The sequence below is a fragment of the Devriesea agamarum genome, from assembly GCF_900070355.1.
Lineage (GTDB): Bacteria > Actinomycetota > Actinomycetes > Actinomycetales > Dermabacteraceae > Devriesea > Devriesea agamarum.
In genome coordinates, this window is record NZ_LN849456.1 from 1223437 (window position 1) to 1242132 (window position 18696).

Sequence of the window (18696 nt, forward strand, 5' to 3'; positions counted from 1 at the left end):
CGGCAGCAACGATGGATCGCCATCACGATAGCGACGCTGACCTCGCTCATCACAATCTTGTGGGCGCTCAGGATTGTAATGGGGATGCTGGCCCCTGAGGAAGAAATCGACAATAATGCCCCTCAATTTAAAGCCGCTGGACATCAGGAGATATCGATATCCCGGCCCATGACCTTATACCACGGCGACACAATAATGCTCACGGATTAATGAAGGACTAGCTGCGCAATATGGCGTGATCTGTATGCGGACAACTACCTGGTGGATGCTCAGCTCTGTGCTGATAGTGCTGGCTACGTTGGTGTCCATTGTTGCTCTCGTGCCTGATCTCGGCCCGGTCAGGGCGCTCAGCATGGTCACGCCATTCGCGCAGCTCATCGCGTTCTCTGCCATTCTAGGCTGCGGGGCGGGTTTGTTCGGATTGGTGTTCCTCCTATCCGCCTGCATTATTAAGCGCGGGCGACGATACCCCTTCACAATTGGTTTGGCGTGGCTCATCGCCGGCATATGTTTCGTGCTGTTCCCAGCGGGTATGACTCTCCCTCCCCCAGAGACCAGCCCGGTCAATGCTCAAACGATCACGGTCGCGACGTTTAATAGCGGATCAGCTCTCACCTCGACGGACATTGACACCCTGGTCCGCTCATACGCCCCGAATGTCATCGTCTTGCCAGAAACCTCCGGTCCGGAGCTCGACGATGCTGTAGCAGGCAGTGGTTTTCACGGGTCGGTCTACACCGTGCCAGATGACGGTTTCCCCAGCACCTATACCGGGGATATCGATCCCACCAGCGTTTTAGTCAGCACGCAGCTCGGCCCAGCCCAGGTGATTGACGGACCCATGACGTCATTCGGTACGGTTGCTATCCGGTTCTCCGACCCATCACTCCCGATCGTCATCGGCCTTCATACTGCGCCTCCCCTACCCTCGATCGTCCATGAGTGGAGATCTGATCTCGATCGAGTTATCGCATTTGGTGAGCACTCCAACACTCCGCTCATACTCGCGGGAGATTTCAACGCAACTTTGCGGCACGGACCGATGGCGACCCGAACTCGGCTTATCGACACAGCGCAACAATGCGGCAGATTCCCTCAAGGAACTTGGCCGACCGCATTCCCCCGGGAATTTCGTTCCCAGATTGACCACGTCATGCTCAGCCCGAATATGGTTGCCCACACTTGCGCGGTGGTCGATATCGGGCAATCAGATCACGCCGCATACATTGCCACCATCGCTATGACGCTCTGACCAGAACCGAGTGTGAACCGAGCTGGTTCGTCCTGCGCTTCACGAATTCGTATCCGGCCGACAAGCGGTCGAGCCCTCTACCACGATGCGTCGCATAGGACCTCAGACAGTACGGTATTCATATCTCCATGGGTCGACGCACCATGAGCAGAACCTAACCCCCATGCAGCACCATCCTCATACACAATATGCGGCATAGCAAGTAAAATAGTCGACACTAGCATACGACCAATGTATTATTGAATATAATCAAACCAATCATCTAAGCAATCACGGACATATGCATTCCCCTCCTCAATCAGGAGATTAAGATGCATCGAAAATCTCATAAGCTTACTCCACCGTGGATGATATTTACCTTAGGCCCTCTCGGAGGTACTGCCATGTTCAGTACAGCAATGGCTTTTCATGGCTCCATCTTCTGGCTACCCCTTGATATCCTTGCCATATGTTCATTGTTAGTTATGCTCGTCATATTTGGCTGAGAGTTTAAATAAAGTAAGTGGCACATGACGTTGGCTCGCATTTAATATCTGTGCCACAGGAAATGCAATCTCAATGCTCCACGTAGGCACAAATTTTTATGTCATTAAAAATAAATTATAAACCTTATAATATTACGCTAGATTTATTCCCATTCAGGATCGTCTATGGGAAGCCATCCACGGTAGAGAATCTCCCGGGGAAGCCGCCGACTCAAAGCATTCCAAGTACTCAGCCACGAACGGCGAACCTCAGTCGGCAACCAGTTTTCGGAGCGCAGCTCTAGAGGAAGAAGAGGATCCAATCGCAACGCATCCTCAAGTCCTTGCGCGAGAAGCAATTGCGCATGGAGAACCGCTTCCATGCCGAGCACAGCTGTGATGAAATTATGTTTTAAAAGTGAGGCAAGGTCATGATACCTAGCAAGCAGTGGACCAGCAGGCCAAAGCATTTCAGCGAGTTCAATGGGATCATCCGTACCTCTCACCTCAACATTTGTTGCGGTAGCAACGACCAGTACCGAACGCTGTTCCTCAGCCAAGAACTCCACAAGATTATGCGGCGAAATGAACAGGCTCGTAGATATGTTTGCCGCCCCGAATCCAATAAGCTCTCGGCGCAGTTGATCCCTAAGATTTCGGTCAGATTCTGGAACATGCGGCGCGAACAGTCTCCAGCACCCATCCCAACGAATCATGCCCCTATCTTGAGCAAGTGCTAATTGCACTGCGTACCGATCACGCCCGAGTCGCGCAAGTCCGGTGTTTGTGGCGGTAAGTACTCCTTGGCGTCCGCGGCCAGTAACATCGATTTCACCGGCCGCAGCCATCCTGCGCAGGGCGAGTCGAAGAGGTTGATCTGCCATCCCAATGGCATTTGCAGTGTCGTACACTAAATCGAGAGTAACGCCACCATCAGTGGGGAGAAACGCCTCAATAATGGTGCGCGGAGTGATCTCTGTTCTTACATTTTTCATAATCCAATTTTCTTCCGCATGACGATGTAGCAATCAAATCCGTAAAGATGGCGCAGGGGTCCCATCCATCCGCGATCAATTTCCACGAATCCGCGCCGGTTGTAAAGCGATTTTGCCCGCGGATTTGCTGCGATCACGGTCAACTCGATGGCAACCGCTCCACAGCGTTGACCAAACGCCGATACCGCGTCAAGCAGGGACGATCCGATACCCCTTCCGCGCATTTCCCGATGAATACAAATCCCATCAAGGACTACTACGCCCTTACATTGGCGTCGCCTCAAAACAAACAGCACAAAAAGTGCCCACATTGTAGCCACTGGCGACAAATATCTACGTAGATAATCCCATGAGAGCTCAACTGCGCCACACCCGGATTCGTAGTATCCACATACCCCGCGACGCTACCGGCTACACGCGCAACCAGAACCCGGTCCCGACGCAGACAAGCCACCATCACGCGGCGCCCAATTGAGGGATTGGAGAAGGCAGCCGAGAGCTTGCGGCCGAATGCCTCCCAGTACAACTGCCCGACCTCCTCCCGCTCAGTTTCAGCGAACCCGTTCCCGATCACTATTTCTCCCACACCTCAAGATATCATGTAGACTACGATCGTGCGCCGAGCAATATGTAGCAGACGAAACCGCCTACCCCTCCTGCTTGCCGGTCCGCTGACATTCCTTCTTGCACTGGGTGGGCTCATAGTCCTTGGACATGACTTTCGGATCGAACAGAATGAAATTTCGATCAATACCGGAAAGGAGCAACTTCAAGGAGTGCTCACCACACCAAAATCAAAGCAACCTCGCGGTCTTGTGATAGTTGTTCATGGCGATGGGCCTATCGATGCCACATATGGAGGGCTCTACCTTCCATGGTTCGAGGCTGCGGCGGATGCCGACTACGCAACGCTGTCATGGAGTAAACCTGGAGTGGGCAGGTCCACAGGAGACTGGCTCACTCAGACCATGTCCGACCGCGCTACCGAGACATCCGCGGTGATCGATTGGGCTAAGAGCAATACAGGCGTCCCGACCGACCGCATTGTCCTATGGGGAGCTAGCCAAGCGGGATGGGTGCTGCCGAAAGTTGTAGCTTCACGCACCGATATCTCGGCAGTCATCGCGGTCAGCCCCGCAATTAACTGGCTGCAGCAAGGGCGATACAACCTCTTAGCCGAACTCGACCACAACAAAGTTAGCACCGTGGAAAAAGAAGCAGCCATTGCACGTAGCAACCACACAGTAGCCCTCCTCAAAGAAGGTACACCTTACGACACCTACAAGTCTCTTACAGGTGACCCCGAGCCAATGAGCCGGGATCGTTGGAAGTTTGTTTCCCTCAATTACACATCTGACGCCATAGCCGACCTAAAATCCATGGCCGATCAACAGATTCCGATCTTTCTTCTGCTCGGAAATTACGACCTCAACGTCGACATTAAGAATACCGAGTCGTCATACAAACACCTCTTTAGAGACAAGCTGATTATTAAACACTTCAATGCTGCACACTCGATGGCACGGCCCATCTTCGAGGACTCACAGGTTGCAGGCGCGCTTGTCGGAACTTTATGGCCGCGTGCACTAATGGCCACAAATGTTCTTAATTCTTATCACGACTATCTTTCAAGGATTCCATGATTATCGCGGCCGAGCCGCGGAATCGGTGTCCGGTTGCAACTCAGCTCTTTTACGACCGAGATCTAGTTGCCAGACGAGTGCAGCTGCAACGCATCGCCCGATATAGGCAATAAAGTTTAATCATGAGACTTGCTAGTCCGACACCGATGCCACACCTTATCTCATATGCGATTTATTCATTGAAAACCAACATGACAATGAAATAAAAATTGATAAGTACTCAGTGCATTGAGACAATATAATAACGGTGACAAATTTTCCAGGAAATCCTTAAGAATAAGGCCACCGTGGATAATATTTGCGTTGGGCCTCCTAAAAGGTGCTGCCATGTTCAGTGCAGCAATGGCTTTTCATGGCTCCATCTTCTGGCTATCGCTTGGCTCCCTTACCATATGTTCATCATTGGTACCGCTCATCATCTTTGACTGGAGGTCAAAATAGCATAAATAACACACGATGTGGGCTCGCATTTAATGTCAGTGCGGCAAGAGCTAGGATTTCAATGCCTTCACATAGGCGCGAGTTTTCTTCGCCGCCCACTCGTAGTGGGAGCTCGTCGCAGATACTAAGTAGGATCCGAGACTCGTGGTTCCAGTCCACAGGAAATACTTCTTCGTAAATAGCTCCTCGTCACTGAAGCTCTCGATGACAGCGACAATGTCATGGTGCGAGGCCGCTAGCAGTTCACGGGCGTGCTCGTAGGTCGTGTTGCGATGCTGCACAGCAAATAATTCATTGAGGCCCGCATAATTTCGCCACGTATAAGGCGCCGGGAAGAACCCGGCAGGGGTGCCGTTGCGATTAGCCGCCACCCAGGTCAACACGAGATTGTGCCATTCGTGTAAGTGAACCACCACATCGCGCAAGCAAGTATCGCGCCTCCAGTGCGCCTCAGAACCAGCTTCACGGAAACGCTGCGGAAATGGCTTCCGAGCTTGTTCCGCAGACAGAGAGTCCCACAGCGTCGTGAGTTTTGTGAACGAGCTAGTTGCAGCACTTAATAGCTCAACCTTCGTCGTCGGCCTCGGCATAAATCAAGTATAGCTGTCAGCCTGGCGACGGGCAGGTCATTCTCTATCTAATAATGGTGACCGAACCCCGATGAGTCTGGTCCAATCGGGTCACGCTTGTCCATCCTTCCTGCAGCTCAGGCAAACCTTCCAAATTCAGCTATCCACCTCATAGGCCTCGGGTTGAATACTTTCAGGTTGCAGCCTCGGACGGCCTCATACTAGCCCGCCAGGGCCATAGCGTCACAATTCAGTGGACTGAACATCGTAAAAGGTAAAGACATTAAATTGTTCCGGCAGAAAACCCGTGTCGGTCCGCAGAACAATCTGCTGGGGATCGCTGAGCTGTTTTGACGGGATGGAAACCGTCCACACGTAGGTATGTTCGACGCCATGCGCGGTTTTCGATGCCGATGCCCGAAACTCTGGCTTACCTAGCGGAATCGACCGGTGGTCCATGCCGTCATACATACTGAGAATTGGTCGATCCATATTGACCATTGGGGGCGTTGCCGGGCCTGTGACGGAAAGAGTCACGTCCGTCATGAGTTCTTTGCCGTGCGCCGGATACACGTCGGGAGTCATCCCGGCGGTGACGCGAAACCCGACCCCTACCTGGGCGGTACATACCTCTGCCGGGCTACCCTCTTTAATAGAGGTGGCCCAGTGCATCCTGTTCGCAGCGGACTCCGGCAGGCCCGCGTCAAGATAGGCTTGCCTCGCTTGATCACCGAGAATGTTTCCCGTAACAGTGCCTGGATCTGCGGTTGGGACCGCTTTATCGCGGCACGGATCAACAGCTAGCTGATCGCCGAACACCTCGGGACGCGTGGCGAGCTTAGCCGTGATCTTTGGCAGAGACCGCGTTCTGTCCCGGTGTGCACCGGTTGTAGCAGCCGAACCCACCGATGGCGACGTCCCTGGCGAGGCGTGAGGCTGCGTGCTGCACCCCATAGCACTCAGACCGAGAGCAAGAGCCGCGCAGACAACACCATATTTCCGCAGTGAAACCATTTATCCACTCTAGCGGTTCAGGACATTATGAAAACCTCATTCAGCTGAATGCGCCGTCTTCTAGCCACTTGCAGCCACGGTCTAGGCGCGCGTGCACACCGTCATGCAAACATCGCGGCAAGGCGCCGCATTCGTCCTCGCGAGACTTAGTCTCCGCTCTTAGTGACCGTATTTGTTTATAGGGCTGCTAAGCAAGAAATATCCCTGGCGGCATCACACTCTTGCCGCCAGGGATAATCCAGCACATACACATGGGGATTCCGACACGCGCAGTACTGTATATATAGGCGCAGCCTTACTACGAGCGCTGCCGCACGCAGCAGTCATCATCTGCGTAGGCCCAAGGTTTAACCCTTGATAGCACCTTCCCCTACACCGCGGAAGAAGAACCGCTGGAAACAGGCGAAGAAGATAATGATCGGGACCAACGCGATCATGGTTCCCGCGGCGATCGTCCGGGGGTCGGCGGCGAAGTTCGAGTTCAAGTACTCCATACCGACCGTCAACGTGTACTTATCGGGATCCGACAACACAATCAGAGGCCAGAGGAAGTCATCCCACCCACCGATAAAGGCGAAGATCGCAACCACACTGGCCATACCGCGGACACTTGGCCACACGATGTGGCGGAGAATCTGCCACGTATTGGCCCCGTCCAAGGTCGCCGCGTCAGTCAGCCCGTCGGGAATGGAGCGGCACGCTGCGGTCATCAGCAGCACATTGATAGCGCCCACCAAACCGGGCAGGATCACGCCGCCTAAAGAGTTGGCCAGCCCCAACTGTTTAATGGTGAGGAACTGACTCATCAGGGTGACTTCACCGGGAAGCAAAAGAGTCGAGAGCAAAATAGCGAACGCAATTTTTTTGCCCCGGAACTTCAAGCATCCAAGTGCGTAACCAGCGACGGTCGCGAGTACCACGTTCGACACTGCGAGCGTGACCGCGACAATCAGCGAGTGCCAAGCGTATTTCAGGATTGGAATGGTGTCAGCCACCCGGGAATAGTTTTCCAGGGTGAAGTGCCGGGGAATAATGTCCGGCGGGAAGGTGTAGATATCATCGAGCGGGCTTTTAAGTGACGTCGAGAGCTGCCAAATGAACGGACCGACGGCGATCAGCAGCATGATCACTAAGAGGACATAGCGAGTGATCAGGCCGGGCAGGGTTGGTTTTCCAAATCCGCCAGCGCCCTTGGTTCGCCACGGACGGCTCTTAGGTCGCATTGCCCCTGCTCCAGTTCGGGAACCGCGGGCTGAGGTGCCGGTGCGCTGTGCAATGTCGGGGGCGGGAGTTGCGCTCATCGGGCCACCTTCTTACTCGAACGATCCTCACGGTTTAGGTAGGCCACCAGTAGCAGCGGCCCAATGGTGCAGAAGAAGAGCACAACGCTCAGCGCTGAGGCGTATCCCAGACGGCCCTGGAGACCTGAGCCGGTTTGCTGCACCAGCATGACCAGGCTCGATGCCTCGCCACCGGGGCCACCGCTGCCGTTGGTCAGAACGTAAAGCTCGGTGAACACGCGCATCGCCGCCACCGTAATCATGGCGCTGACCAAGAACATGGCACCGCGCACGCCGGGCACGGTCACCGACCAGAAGCGGCGGATAGCGCCAGCACCATCCATTGCCGCCGCCTCGTGCAGTTCCCGGCCGACATTTCCTAGGGCCGCCAGGTAGATCACCATGTAGTAGCCGAGGCCCTTCCACACGGTGAGTAAAACCGCGGTCAGGATAATGCCCCATCGATTCGTCAGGAACGGAATGGGTCCGTGAATGAGCCCGATGAACTGCAACGCTTCGTTGATGACACCGCGCGAATCCACCATCCAGGTCCAGATCAGACCCACCACGACCACTGAGGCGATCACCGGAAAGTAGTAGGTGGTGCGAAAGAGCGCAATTCCCGGAATCTGTTTCTCCACCAGAAGAGCAAGCAGTAACGGCAAGAAGGTAAGGAAGGGAACGCAGGCCACCACATACACCAGACTGGTGACGAGCGCGTTCCAGAACCGCGGGTCAGACCCGATTTCGCCGTAGTTTTCCAACCCAATGAACTGGCCACCGGTCAGCGGGTTCGCATTCGTGAACGACAAAATGATCGTGTTCACAAACGGCCAGAGGGCGAAAACGATCACCCAGATCAGAGCAGGGGCAACTAACACCCATGCGGTTACCGTGCGCTTCCTTCGCATGCTTTCACCAATCCAGTGCGGTCCGCTCCTTTCGCGGAGCGGACCGCACTTTATGTCATTTCAGTCGTTCCGGGTGACGTTTACTTCTGTAAATTCTTATTCCCGTACTCCACGGCCTTATCCAGGGCAACCTTAGCCGACTGGGTACCCTTCAATGCCAAGGCCATCTGCTGATTGAGGTTGGTATTCATATCGTTGGTCCAACGCGGGTTCGTGATGTACTTTGCGTCTTTCAACGATGCCGATGCGATCTTCACCGCTTCGTTTTGCACCTCGTTATCGCTCTTCTCAGCGAATTTCGACGGATCTTCCGATGCTTTCACCGTACCGGGGAGGAAGCCCTGGGCAAGTTTGCAGAACGCAATCTGGTTCTCGTCGTTGGTAGCGAACTTTGCGAAGGCGAGCGCTGTTGCTGGATTCTTCGACTTGCCTGAGACGCTGAGCCCTTGCACGAACAGCGGCGCAAAGGGGAAGCGGGGATTGACTGCCGTATGGGAGAGAATCGTCGGCGCCTCGGTCTTGAGCTTATCCGCGTACGAGGACGTTGAGGTGGTCCAGAGAGCTTTGCCCTGCTTGTATAGCTCAGAGTTGCCCGCGAAGTTGGCGTTCAGTACCTCGGGCGGCATCGCTCCCATTTGGAACAGCTGCGCATAGCGCTCAAGCAGTTTAACGTTTTCATCGGTGTTGAAGTCAAACTTGCCATCTTTCATCGTGATGGTAAAGACCGGCATGCTCGAGATCAGAGGAGTTTTGCCCCCAGCTTTGGCGATCTTCTCAGCCAGGGTGAATACTTCATCCATGCTGGTGGGCAGAGAATTCTTGTCCACTCCGAAAGGCTTAAGGCCCTCCAGGTTCCACCAGTTCATGTCGGTGCCGAGGTACCAGGGGAAGCCGTAAATGCCATCGCCCTCGGTGAGCTTGTAGGAGGTCACGGCCCCGGAGACATAGGTGCTCTCCAGCGAGGGATCCGCCTTCTTCAAGTCCATCAAGAAGTTGCCCTTGACCAGTGGGTATGCCAAGTCAGGCGGAAGGTTGATGACGTCCGGAAGGGTCTGGGAGTTTGCCTGGGAGAGGATCTTGTCCTGGTAACCATCACCGGGCTGATCCATCCACTTCACTTTGGTGCCCGGATGCTTCGCCTCGAAGTCTTTGACGAGTTTCTCGAAGTACGGGGTGAACTTTTCAGACTTGAGTGACCAGGTCTGGAACGAAATTTCGCCCTTGACCTCACCTTTTGCGGCGTCTGAGCCCGAATCCGACCCGCCTGAGCCGCTGCCAGACAGGCCACAGCCTGCCAAGCCAAGAGCTGCCATACCGATTCCGGAGGCGAGTACGTGACGACGTTTGGGGAGCATGATGAACCTCTTCCTCGAAGCTGTCCGGGATGGCGCCTGAAACATACCGTGCTCGGTATCGTTTCTCATGCCACCAGCCCTTGCGATCTCACTGAAGCGCTAAAGCTAAGCCTGACACGGATTCTTATCGCATGTCAACGGGGGCAGCGAGCCCGATCTTTGCTAGCGCCCTTCCAGAGTACACCGCCAAATCGGGAGTAACTTTGGCACTCAACCACAACCCAAAGCAGAGATTCGACCGCCTCGAGCAGTGAAGCGCTTAAGCGGCGTAAGAGTGACATAAAGCGCAGTCTTCCACCGCTCCTATATAAGAACGTGCGCAGAATGACGACGAAGGTACGCGGCGGACCCGGTCGGCCTATGGTGAGATATTCCTATGCCCAAGATCATCGGCCGTTCGCTAGAGGACCATCGCCAGCAAACCCGCACTCGTATTTTCAATGCGCTCGGCGACCTCATGGAATCCAACAGCTTCGAGTCGATTACCTTCGCGCAAATCGCAGCCAAAGCCGGCGTGGGGCGAACTGCACTATACAACCACTTTTCTGATAAAGAGTCCCTCGTCCTGGCCTATGCCATGCACGAAACCAGCGGATATGTCGATCAACTGCGCGCTGGCATGGCGCACGCGCTGGACCCCGTGGATGCCATGCGCCTGTACATTCGCACCCAATTAGACCTGCGCCGTTCATTCCATTTCGCACCCGGTCCCGAACTGCGCAGCGTGCTGTCTACCGCAGCACTGCTGAAAATGCGCGAGCACGTCAAAATCATCGAAGATGTGCTGCGCGAAGTTCTCGACTCCGGGGTTAGCGGCGGTTACTTCACCTCGGATCTGGATATTGAGGCCACGATGCCGCTGATCAGCGCGTGCCTGATCGGTCGCCATATCCCCGAGGAGGAGGGGCCCGCTCGGGAACGCGCCATTGAGGCCGCCACTACGTTTGTTCTGCGGGCATTGAGCGCCCGCCTACCGGAGACCTTATCCGCCTCGGAGGCGTCCGCCTCATCTGAGGTATCCCCCGCCTCAGAAACGGAATGACCCTAGGCTCTCACGTTCCGCAGTTTGCTTACGGCCCGCGTCCCCGTCAAGGTTGCGGCCCCATCGAGGTTACGGCTCCGCCAAGATCACGGCTCTCACGAGCGCACCTAGCGCATATCCATCGAGCATGAAAAGGCCCGGGATGGAGTAACACGTTATGTGTCACACCATCCCGGGCCCATCACCGCAAGAGGAAATCCGCGTCAGAGGTTAGAACTTCGGCTTCCACGCATCACTGTCGAGATCTTCAGCCTCCGATAGCTCATCCTCACTGAAGTCAACTCGGCCAGCATCCGTGTTAGCCAGCAAGATGTGCTCGTCGTCCTCGTCGACATCGCGCGCGAAGAGAGGATCATCCAAGGTGTCGCCGAGATCTTCCAGATCCGGCTCAGCAATGGTGTCGGCGACCGCATACGCCATAAACACGATGGCCAACGCTAAAACAGCGATACCAATCCGCAGGTAGATGTTAGTGCCATTGGTCGCCAGCTGAATCACAGCGGGCAACACTAAAACCGCACTGAGCGCCGAGAGCAGCACGCTCGGCACCGCCAGCCGGCCAATGCTTCCGCGCAGACCCGTCGCCAACACGGCGTTGTCCAAAGCGGCGGTATGGGCCCAGGAACCTGGGCCTCCGTAGCGGCCCGACTCCACAACCCGCAGCGACGAGGACCAGGTTGAGGCGGACGCCCCCATCCACAGGGTGATCACCAGCATGCCAAGTGCCATACCCGCCAAGCTGTACGCCAGCGGCACAGCACCAATCCCAAAGCCGACAATCACCGGCGTAAGAAATGCTAAGACCAGCGGAACTAGAGCTGCTTTGTGGGCATCCCTGGAAAGATCATCCAGGTGAACAACTCCTGATCCGTCCTCTAGCAAGCTAACCCGAGTGTCCAATACGGCACCTGCCGCGATGCGCCGGGCCGCGTTCATCACGGCTGCCCCGGCAAACAGCGCAGCCACCAAACCGATTGCTAGCCCGGCCAAATTGCCGAGCGAGGAAATTGAGAAGTCAACAAGCAAGTGCTCTTCAAGCAACGTCTTCGCGTGCTGAGTCGCAATAACCAGAGCGCGGGCCACCAGTCCAAGGACTCCGACGACCAAGAACACCACCCCAATTCGCAGCCCTGACTGCACCTGCGTATCCGACGTGTGCGCTGCATCCCGAAGGCTATTCGAGGAGCCTTCGCGGTCAACCAGAGCTGAAATCGTGTGGAAGGCCGCGTGCCCCGCAAGCACCAGCATTGCGCCCCCAGCTGCCAGCACCGCAAGATAGATCGCAAGGCGGTCTACGCCACCGGCCAAGACATTCAGCACAACAAATGCAACTGCCATCAAAACTGTAATAACGCCAGCGATAACTCCGCCGAGACCGAAAGCACCGAGGACCGGCAAGCTGGCGCCGGTGCGCGTGGTCCGCGCTACCTGCAAGGTGAGACCAAACCGGCGATCAGCGAGATAAGCCACCGAGAACTGAGCAATCAGGGCGATGACCGCGCCAATTACCACCGCGAGTCCAGCCACCAGATGCGGATGCAGCTGAGAGAGCGTTACCACGTCGCCAACTTCAAAGGCACCGGCAATCGCTGTACGGCGTTCGATCAGCTGGGGTATTTGCGGAAGCATCTGCTCAGCCTGCTTCCAGAGCTCACTGTAGGGCATGGGGTATCCACCGACCACGAGCTCCTTTTGACCAGCCTGAGCGAAGTGAAGCCCGGGGAACGTGGACGGCAGCCACAGCATCGTGGCCGCGACCGCGCCACCCAGTCCAAGACCCGTCGGCAACAATGAGCCGAGCCGAAGCGCGCCTCGCTCCCGACCAGGAACGCCGAGCAGAGTAAAGAACGTGGAGAGAATCGCGGTCACCATGGCAACGCCCGCTACTACGAACGGCACCAGAACACCTTCAACGCCCATCACGCCGATTCCGGCGGCGTACCCGAGCCCTAGCACTGCGGCGGCCAGCATCACCACATCTGCACTGCGGCCCGCCCCGGCTACTACATCGGCGACCCGAACATGGGCGCTGCCTGGGTTGGAGGCACTATCCCGGGCGATCTGGTGTTCACTTGTCCCCACCAGAAGCGCCGATGAGTCAGCAGCGGTCGATGCGAACGCATCAACAGCTCGGCTGGCGACAGCGACCACCGCAGTACCTGCCGCAAAAGCGAGCAGAGCCGTCGCTGCCTGGTGATTGAGGATCAGCACCACGATGACCGGCACCAACGAAGCCAACCCCAACGGGAACAAAACAAACGCCCCGCCGATGCGCCCGACCAAACCTGCGCGCCGCTCGACAGGAACATTTCCTGCCGAGGTCAGAACAAATGCGCCGTGACGCGAGGTCACAAATGCAATGACCACACCCGCGAGGAGCATGCCCGATCTCCAGAACCGCTCGGGCCAGGTCCCCGCCACGAGCAGAAGCAATAGGGCGGCAGGGACGGCTACGAGCAGCGATACCGCAACCGTTGACACCCCCAGGCCGCGCACGCGAGCCACCAAAGCAGCTGTATTCCCGGCAGGGGAATCGGCAGACTCTTCGTCATCCGCCGTATCCGACGCCGACCTTGGCCCATCAGTGGGCACGTCATCAGTCTGACCGTCAGATACATCCGAATCGTCGCTGGATGTCTCCGGCAGACCAGATTCCTTAGACGATGCCCCCGCTCGTGGCAGAAGCACCAATCCGAGCACAATCGCAACGATGGCGATGAGCCCGGTGACGATAAGCGCCCAGGCCATGCCACCACCCATGGCGTAGTGGTTAATGATGTCCACTCTGTTCCTCTCGCTTCGCGTATCCCCGCGCCGAGCACGGGTAAGGGGACCGCCGCAGTTTATCCGTTGAGTGCCAGGTCTAAGCTGTGTTCGCCGTCATCGGTGACAATGACGGGCACCCCCCAGTCTTGCTGGTGCATATGACATGCGGGAAACTCTGCGGCTTCATCGTCGTCACACGAGGCCGCGCGGGCAGCAATATGCAAGACCCCCTCACCCACGTCCGGGTTAATGGTGAGCACCCGGCTCAGCTCGCTGTCCGTTCCAGATCCCGACAGCAGCAGCTCCGACGGGGTCGATGAGACTTGCAGCTGGGTCGACGGGCCAGACGAAGTATCCAGCTTGTGCCCCGGTGGAGTCGAAAAAATGACCCGAAGATTGAAGTGACCAGGAGAAATGGCGGTGACGGGGCGTTGCGTCGTCAAGGCGCCAGTATCGATGGTGCGTCGGGCAGCACCGGCCAGCGAGACAAAAGTCAGGCGGTGAGCAGCCGATTCCACCACTAAAAGCTGTTCGTCTCCGTCGACGGGCTCCACCGCAACCGCGTCCGAAGGCTCCGCCAAATCGGTAGCAACCGTCTCAACCATCTGTGTAACGGGATCGAATAGCCGAATAGCGCCGTTATAGGTGTCGGACATAGCGATCTGACCGGATGGCAGACACGTGACACCGAGCGGATGCTGAAGCAAGGCATCCTGCGCAGGACCGTCCACATGTCCGAAATCAAACAGACCCACACCGATCGCAGTGGCAACCGTGAGACTGTTCACGTCCAGGCACCTCAGCGCGGATGACTCCGCATCTGCGAACCACAGCTGACCGTTGCCGTCCTCATCAACCCCGCTCGTCTGCGCCCACCAGGAGGTTGCGGCCGGGCCATCCACCAGCCCCTCATGGGTGGTTCCAGCAAGCACCCGCAACCGACCCTGGAGCGGGTCAAACGCCCAGATCTGATGGTTGCCCGCCATGGTGACCACAACTTCCCCGAGAACCGCAGAAAAATGCACGTCGTACGGGGTGGACAGGGGACATTCCAAAGGATCACTATCTGCCGCAGGCCAGGAATCCGCCTGCGTCCGCTGCCGTCCAGTACCCGCCACCGTACGAACCTCGGTTTCCACGCGCGGACGCAGTAGTCGGTTATAACCAAACGTCACACCGCGAAGACGATGGCCCGCAGCATCGGCCACCACCACGTCATAACCGCACTCCTGGGCGATCTCCTGCGGAAGAACCGCCAGACCAATCGGTTCGTCGAACTGGGCGAGCTCAGCCTGTCCGTCGGCGTGGCCACGTACCCCGGACCCCACCGTTTCCATCACGGTAGCGGCGTCGTGGTCGAAAATGACTAGACGATGATGACCGGTATCCGAGACTAAGAACCGTCCATCGGGAAGCCGAAGGGCTTTAGACGGGAATCGAAGCGTTCCCGAGATCTCCTCGGCGGGCAGCGCAGGTGGCTCTCCCCTGCTCAAGGTACCGCGCTGCTCATGATCAGAGACGAGCTTGTCGATCAGCGCGTCAAGATCCTCCCCGTGCCCCTCACCACTCATTGTGCGCACGATGTACCCCTCAGGGTCGGTCACCACCAGAGTTGGCCAGGCCTTCACTCCGTATGCGGACCAAGTCGCAAGCTCCGGGTCATCCAGCACCGGGTGGGTCACGTTGTACCGGGCGATATTCTTAATCAGAGCGCCCTGATCAGCCTCATGAGTGAACTTCGGCGAATGCACGCCGATCACGACCAGTTCCTCGGACCATTTCTCTTCGAGGGGGCGCAGCTCGTCGAGAACGTGCAAACAGTTGACGCAGCAAAAGGTCCAGAAATCAAGCACGACGACCTTGCCGCGCAGCTCTTCTAGACCGAGCTCACGACCACCAGTGTTTAGCCACGACCTGCCCGTCAGCTCACTCGCTCGGACCCGGGACGTGAACGCTGTATCTTCGCTCATGCCCCCAGTGAACACGTAACCGGGCCGAGAACGCCACCGGGGCTATCCCCTGACAGCCATCTAAGTAACCAATAAGTCACCTGTTGACCTGGGAAAACAACCAGTTGATAGAAAATAGTCACGCACCTGAAAAATCATGACTCACGCCCGCAAGCTTCGTCTGAGTTCCGCAGCTGGGCCTCACCCTCACCAGAACGAAATCCACTCCAGCAGGTCGGGATCCGACAGGGACGAGATCGTCAGGTCAGCCTGCGGACATTGGGTGTCATGCGATGGCACCGCGATGAGCCGCAAACCAGCGCGACGGGCCGCCAGCGCCCCAAGCTCAGAATCCTCAAAAGCGAGAGTGTCCTTGGGGAAGGCTCCGCACGCAGCCGCACCGGCGAGATACATATCCGGGGCAGGTTTGGGATTTTCCACCGTATCGGAGGACTCAAGCGCCGTCATGTGCCGGATCAGACCGGTGCGGGTGAGCTTATCCTCCAACGCCTCGTGCCAAGAGTTTGACGCCACAGCCACGGGGACCCGGGCGGCTGCAGCCTCGACTACCTCCCGCGCACCGGGCAGAACCCGTAAGTCTCGTGCGAGCGCCGCTTTAAACTCAGCTTCTAGCTCCTCATGGACCCGCTCGACGGGTTGCTGAGCGGCCCGGGCGATGATTGCCACGGATGTTTCCAGTGCGGTGCCGACAATTGTTTTGTACTCCTCCGGGGACAGTTCAGCTCCGTAGCGGGCTAGGACTGTCTTCTGGGTGTGATTCCACACGGATTCGGTGTCGAGGAGCAGGCCATCGCAGTCGAAAACTACAGCTTTCGGCGTCCATTCTCCGAAGGTCTGGGCGAACCGATTGACGGTCATGCAATTCTCCTGAGGGGCAGGTTGTGACATCTTCTAGGAGGTCTAGGGGCTACCACGCGGAAATCCAGGCGAGCAGGCCGGGATCGTCTAATAATCGCAACGAGATATCGACGTCCGGCATCTCACCCGGTCCGGATGGGACAGCGAGCACCCGCAAGCCCGCCGCCCGAGCCGATTGCACCCCGGTCCGAGAATCTTCCATCGCCAACGCGTGGGCGGGTCTGACGCCCAATCGAGTGGCCGCTTGCGTATACATATCGGGCGCCGGCTTCGGCGCATCCACATCGTCGACCGAAATAATGTGCTGCGGCACGTCGGCGATCCCCGCAGTCTCTAGCTTGTGGCGCAAAAACTCTCCCGGCGTGTTGGACGCAATCGCAACCGGCACCCGTTCAGCTGCCGCATGCAGAACGGACTGGGCACCCGGTAGCAGGCACAGCTTCTGCTCAACGTCTTGTAGATGACGGGTAAAAAGTTTGGTCGCGACTTCAGCGGCGGGAATATGCACCAGCTCAGCCACGGTGGCAACCACCCGGTCGGCACTCGCACCCACCAGGGATGCCGCGCAATCTGCCGGGAGTTCAACGCCCGTCTCAGCCATAAATTCCGTGTAGGTCTCGACCCAGACCTGCTCGGTGTTCAGAAGTAGACCATCACAGTCAAAGACCACCGCTTCGGGGGTCCAGGTGCCGAAGGCGGTGAGCAGCCGTTGATGCAGAGGGGGCGAGTCAGAGGTGGACGAGGATAAGGCGTTCACACCCGACACTCTACGGGCTCATCCAGGCTCGTCCGGGAGAGTGCAACCCACCGCTTGGCACAGGCGATCACCAAAAGTTCTAAGGACACCCCTCAAACAGCTCAGGGATCAGCAAATGCACGCCTCAGCACACGCCCTCATGTAAGTAAATACACTCCCCGACTCAGCGGCGATGCGAATCGGCAATCTGGTGACGGGTCGGCAGCCTGAACATCGCGCCAGGCTGCCGACCCTTATATCCCTTCCCCCGAAGGGTCTAATCTAGACTAGCGACATTTATTACCTTTTCTGCTCGATAGCACACATCTGGGCCGAGATTTACATCACAGCCACCCGGTTGGCATGCAGAGAACCCGCCGGGACTTACTTCCCTTTACTCAGGTCGACAAGGCAGAATCAGCCCATGCAGATCACACCCGAGAAGTCCACCAAACTTGCCGTCATCGGAGCCGGGTCCGTGGGCTCATCTCTCGCCTACGCCTCGCTCATCCGCGGCGCCGCCAGAACTGTCGCCCTCTATGACCTCAACACCGCCAAAGTGAACGCTGAAGTGCTGGACCTCGCCCACGGCACCCAGTTCATGTCAGGATCCCGCGTCATTGGCGGCGATGACATCGAGTGCGTACACGATGCGGATGTCGTCGTCATTACCGCCGGAGCGCGCCAAAAGCCCGGCCAATCTCGCCTAGACCTCGCCGGGGCCAACGTCGCCATCCTGCGTTCACTCATGCCGCAACTGCTTGAACAAGCCCCCGACGCGATCTACGTACTGGTGACCAACCCGTGCGACGTGCTCACAGCCGCAGCGGTCAAGATCTCCGGACTGCCCCCGTCACGGGTGATGTCCTCTGGCACCGTGCTAGACAGCTCCCGATTGCGCTGGCTGATCGGCACCCGCATTGGCGTCGCCCCGTCCAGCGTGCACGCGATGATCGTCGGCGAACACGGAGACAGCGAATTCGGGCTCTGGTCCTCGGCATCCATCGGGCAGGTTCCCTTGACCCAGTGGACCGATGAAAACGGCGAGCAGGTCTTCACGCCCGAGGCCTTGGAAGAACTCGGGCACAAAGTCTCGGGCGCCGCCTACCGCGTTATCGAAGGAAAGGGCGCTACTAACTACGCCATCGGCGTCACCGGAACCCGGATCGTACAGGCAATTCTCGGTGATCAGCACGCGGTGCTTCCGGTGTCGACCGTGCTCGATGACTACCACGGCGTCAGCGGCGTCGCGATGAGCGTTCCCTCCATCGTCAGCCGTGATGGCGTCGTTCGCACGCTTGACTTCCCCATGGATGATGCCGAACACGCCCGCTTCATTCGCTCGGCGGAAACTCTGCGTGAGGTCCACCGGCAGCTCGGCATCTAACTCACGGCATCGG

General features: G+C 57.3%; 15 protein-coding genes. 4 read left to right on the forward strand and 11 right to left on the reverse strand.

Annotated elements, in window-relative coordinates:
- The first annotated feature begins 244 nt into the window (after positions 1-244).
- On the forward strand, positions 245-1252 hold the full coding sequence (locus BN1724_RS05420) for an endonuclease/exonuclease/phosphatase family protein (protein WP_058234541.1): 1008 nt from the start codon (positions 245-247) through the stop codon (positions 1250-1252).
- 628 nt (positions 1253-1880) lie between these two features.
- Here the strand turns inward: BN1724_RS05420 and BN1724_RS05425 are convergent.
- Both BN1724_RS05425 and BN1724_RS05430 read right to left on the reverse strand, forming a co-directional pair.
- Positions 1881-2711 carry a hypothetical protein gene (locus tag BN1724_RS05425; protein ID WP_058234542.1) on the reverse strand — a complete coding sequence of 277 codons (831 nt, stop codon included), beginning with the start codon at positions 2709-2711 and terminating at the stop codon, positions 1881-1883.
- Positions 2708-3022, reverse strand: a complete 315-nt coding sequence (locus BN1724_RS05430) for a GNAT family N-acetyltransferase (RefSeq protein WP_084252784.1) — start codon at positions 3020-3022, stop codon at positions 2708-2710. The genes BN1724_RS05425 and BN1724_RS05430 overlap by 4 nt, the downstream gene beginning before the upstream one ends.
- Positions 3023-3325: 303 nt before the next feature.
- Between BN1724_RS05430 and BN1724_RS05440 the strand changes: the two genes are divergently transcribed.
- Positions 3326-4354: an alpha/beta hydrolase family protein gene (locus tag BN1724_RS05440; RefSeq protein WP_197671760.1), complete on the forward strand. Its 1029-nt coding sequence runs from the start codon at positions 3326-3328 to the stop codon at positions 4352-4354.
- A gap of 491 nt (positions 4355-4845) precedes the next feature.
- Here BN1724_RS05440 and BN1724_RS05445 read toward each other — a convergent pair whose 3' ends face one another.
- The 5 genes from BN1724_RS05445 to BN1724_RS05465 form a co-directional block, all read right to left on the reverse strand.
- A complete protein-coding gene (locus BN1724_RS05445) occupies positions 4846-5385 on the reverse strand; it encodes a ClbS/DfsB family four-helix bundle protein (RefSeq protein ID WP_058234545.1) in 540 nt (179 codons plus the stop codon).
- A gap of 222 nt (positions 5386-5607) precedes the next feature.
- Positions 5608-6270, reverse strand: coding sequence for a hypothetical protein (locus tag BN1724_RS05450; protein WP_058234546.1), 663 nt, complete (start codon positions 6268-6270; stop codon positions 5608-5610).
- A gap of 455 nt (positions 6271-6725) precedes the next feature.
- Positions 6726-7679, reverse strand: coding sequence for a carbohydrate ABC transporter permease (locus tag BN1724_RS05455; protein ID WP_084252785.1), 954 nt, complete (start codon positions 7677-7679; stop codon positions 6726-6728).
- The gene (locus BN1724_RS05460; RefSeq protein ID WP_058234547.1) at positions 7676-8569 is read right to left on the reverse strand and encodes a carbohydrate ABC transporter permease; all 894 of its coding nucleotides are present in this window, start codon (positions 8567-8569) and stop codon (positions 7676-7678) included. Before BN1724_RS05460 ends, BN1724_RS05455 begins: the two co-directional genes overlap by 4 nt.
- Positions 8570-8649: 80 nt before the next feature.
- Positions 8650-9924, reverse strand: coding sequence for an ABC transporter substrate-binding protein (locus tag BN1724_RS05465; RefSeq protein ID WP_058235789.1), 1275 nt, complete (start codon positions 9922-9924; stop codon positions 8650-8652).
- A 376-nt stretch (positions 9925-10300) separates the two neighbouring features.
- Between BN1724_RS05465 and BN1724_RS05470 the strand changes: the two genes are divergently transcribed.
- Positions 10301-10966 carry a TetR/AcrR family transcriptional regulator gene (locus tag BN1724_RS05470; protein WP_058234548.1) on the forward strand — a complete coding sequence of 222 codons (666 nt, stop codon included), beginning with the start codon at positions 10301-10303 and terminating at the stop codon, positions 10964-10966.
- A 210-nt stretch (positions 10967-11176) separates the two neighbouring features.
- Here BN1724_RS05470 and BN1724_RS05475 read toward each other — a convergent pair whose 3' ends face one another.
- From BN1724_RS05475 to BN1724_RS05490, 4 genes are all read right to left on the reverse strand, one after another.
- Complete coding sequence (locus BN1724_RS05475) at positions 11177-13750, reverse strand: sodium/proton-translocating pyrophosphatase (protein WP_058234549.1); 2574 nt, start codon at positions 13748-13750, stop codon at positions 11177-11179.
- 59 nt (positions 13751-13809) lie between these two features.
- Positions 13810-15702, reverse strand: coding sequence for an NHL domain-containing thioredoxin family protein (locus BN1724_RS05480; RefSeq protein WP_058235790.1), 1893 nt, complete (start codon positions 15700-15702; stop codon positions 13810-13812).
- Positions 15703-15888: 186 nt separating this feature from the next.
- Positions 15889-16560, reverse strand: a complete 672-nt coding sequence (locus BN1724_RS05485) for an HAD family hydrolase (protein WP_058234550.1) — start codon at positions 16558-16560, stop codon at positions 15889-15891.
- A gap of 49 nt (positions 16561-16609) precedes the next feature.
- On the reverse strand, positions 16610-17317 hold the full coding sequence (locus tag BN1724_RS05490) for an HAD family hydrolase (RefSeq protein ID WP_172797083.1): 708 nt from the start codon (positions 17315-17317) through the stop codon (positions 16610-16612).
- 403 nt (positions 17318-17720) lie between these two features.
- Between BN1724_RS05490 and BN1724_RS05495 the strand changes: the two genes are divergently transcribed.
- A complete protein-coding gene (locus tag BN1724_RS05495) occupies positions 17721-18683 on the forward strand; it encodes an L-lactate dehydrogenase (protein WP_058234551.1) in 963 nt (320 codons plus the stop codon).
- Positions 18684-18696: the final 13 nt, after the last annotated feature.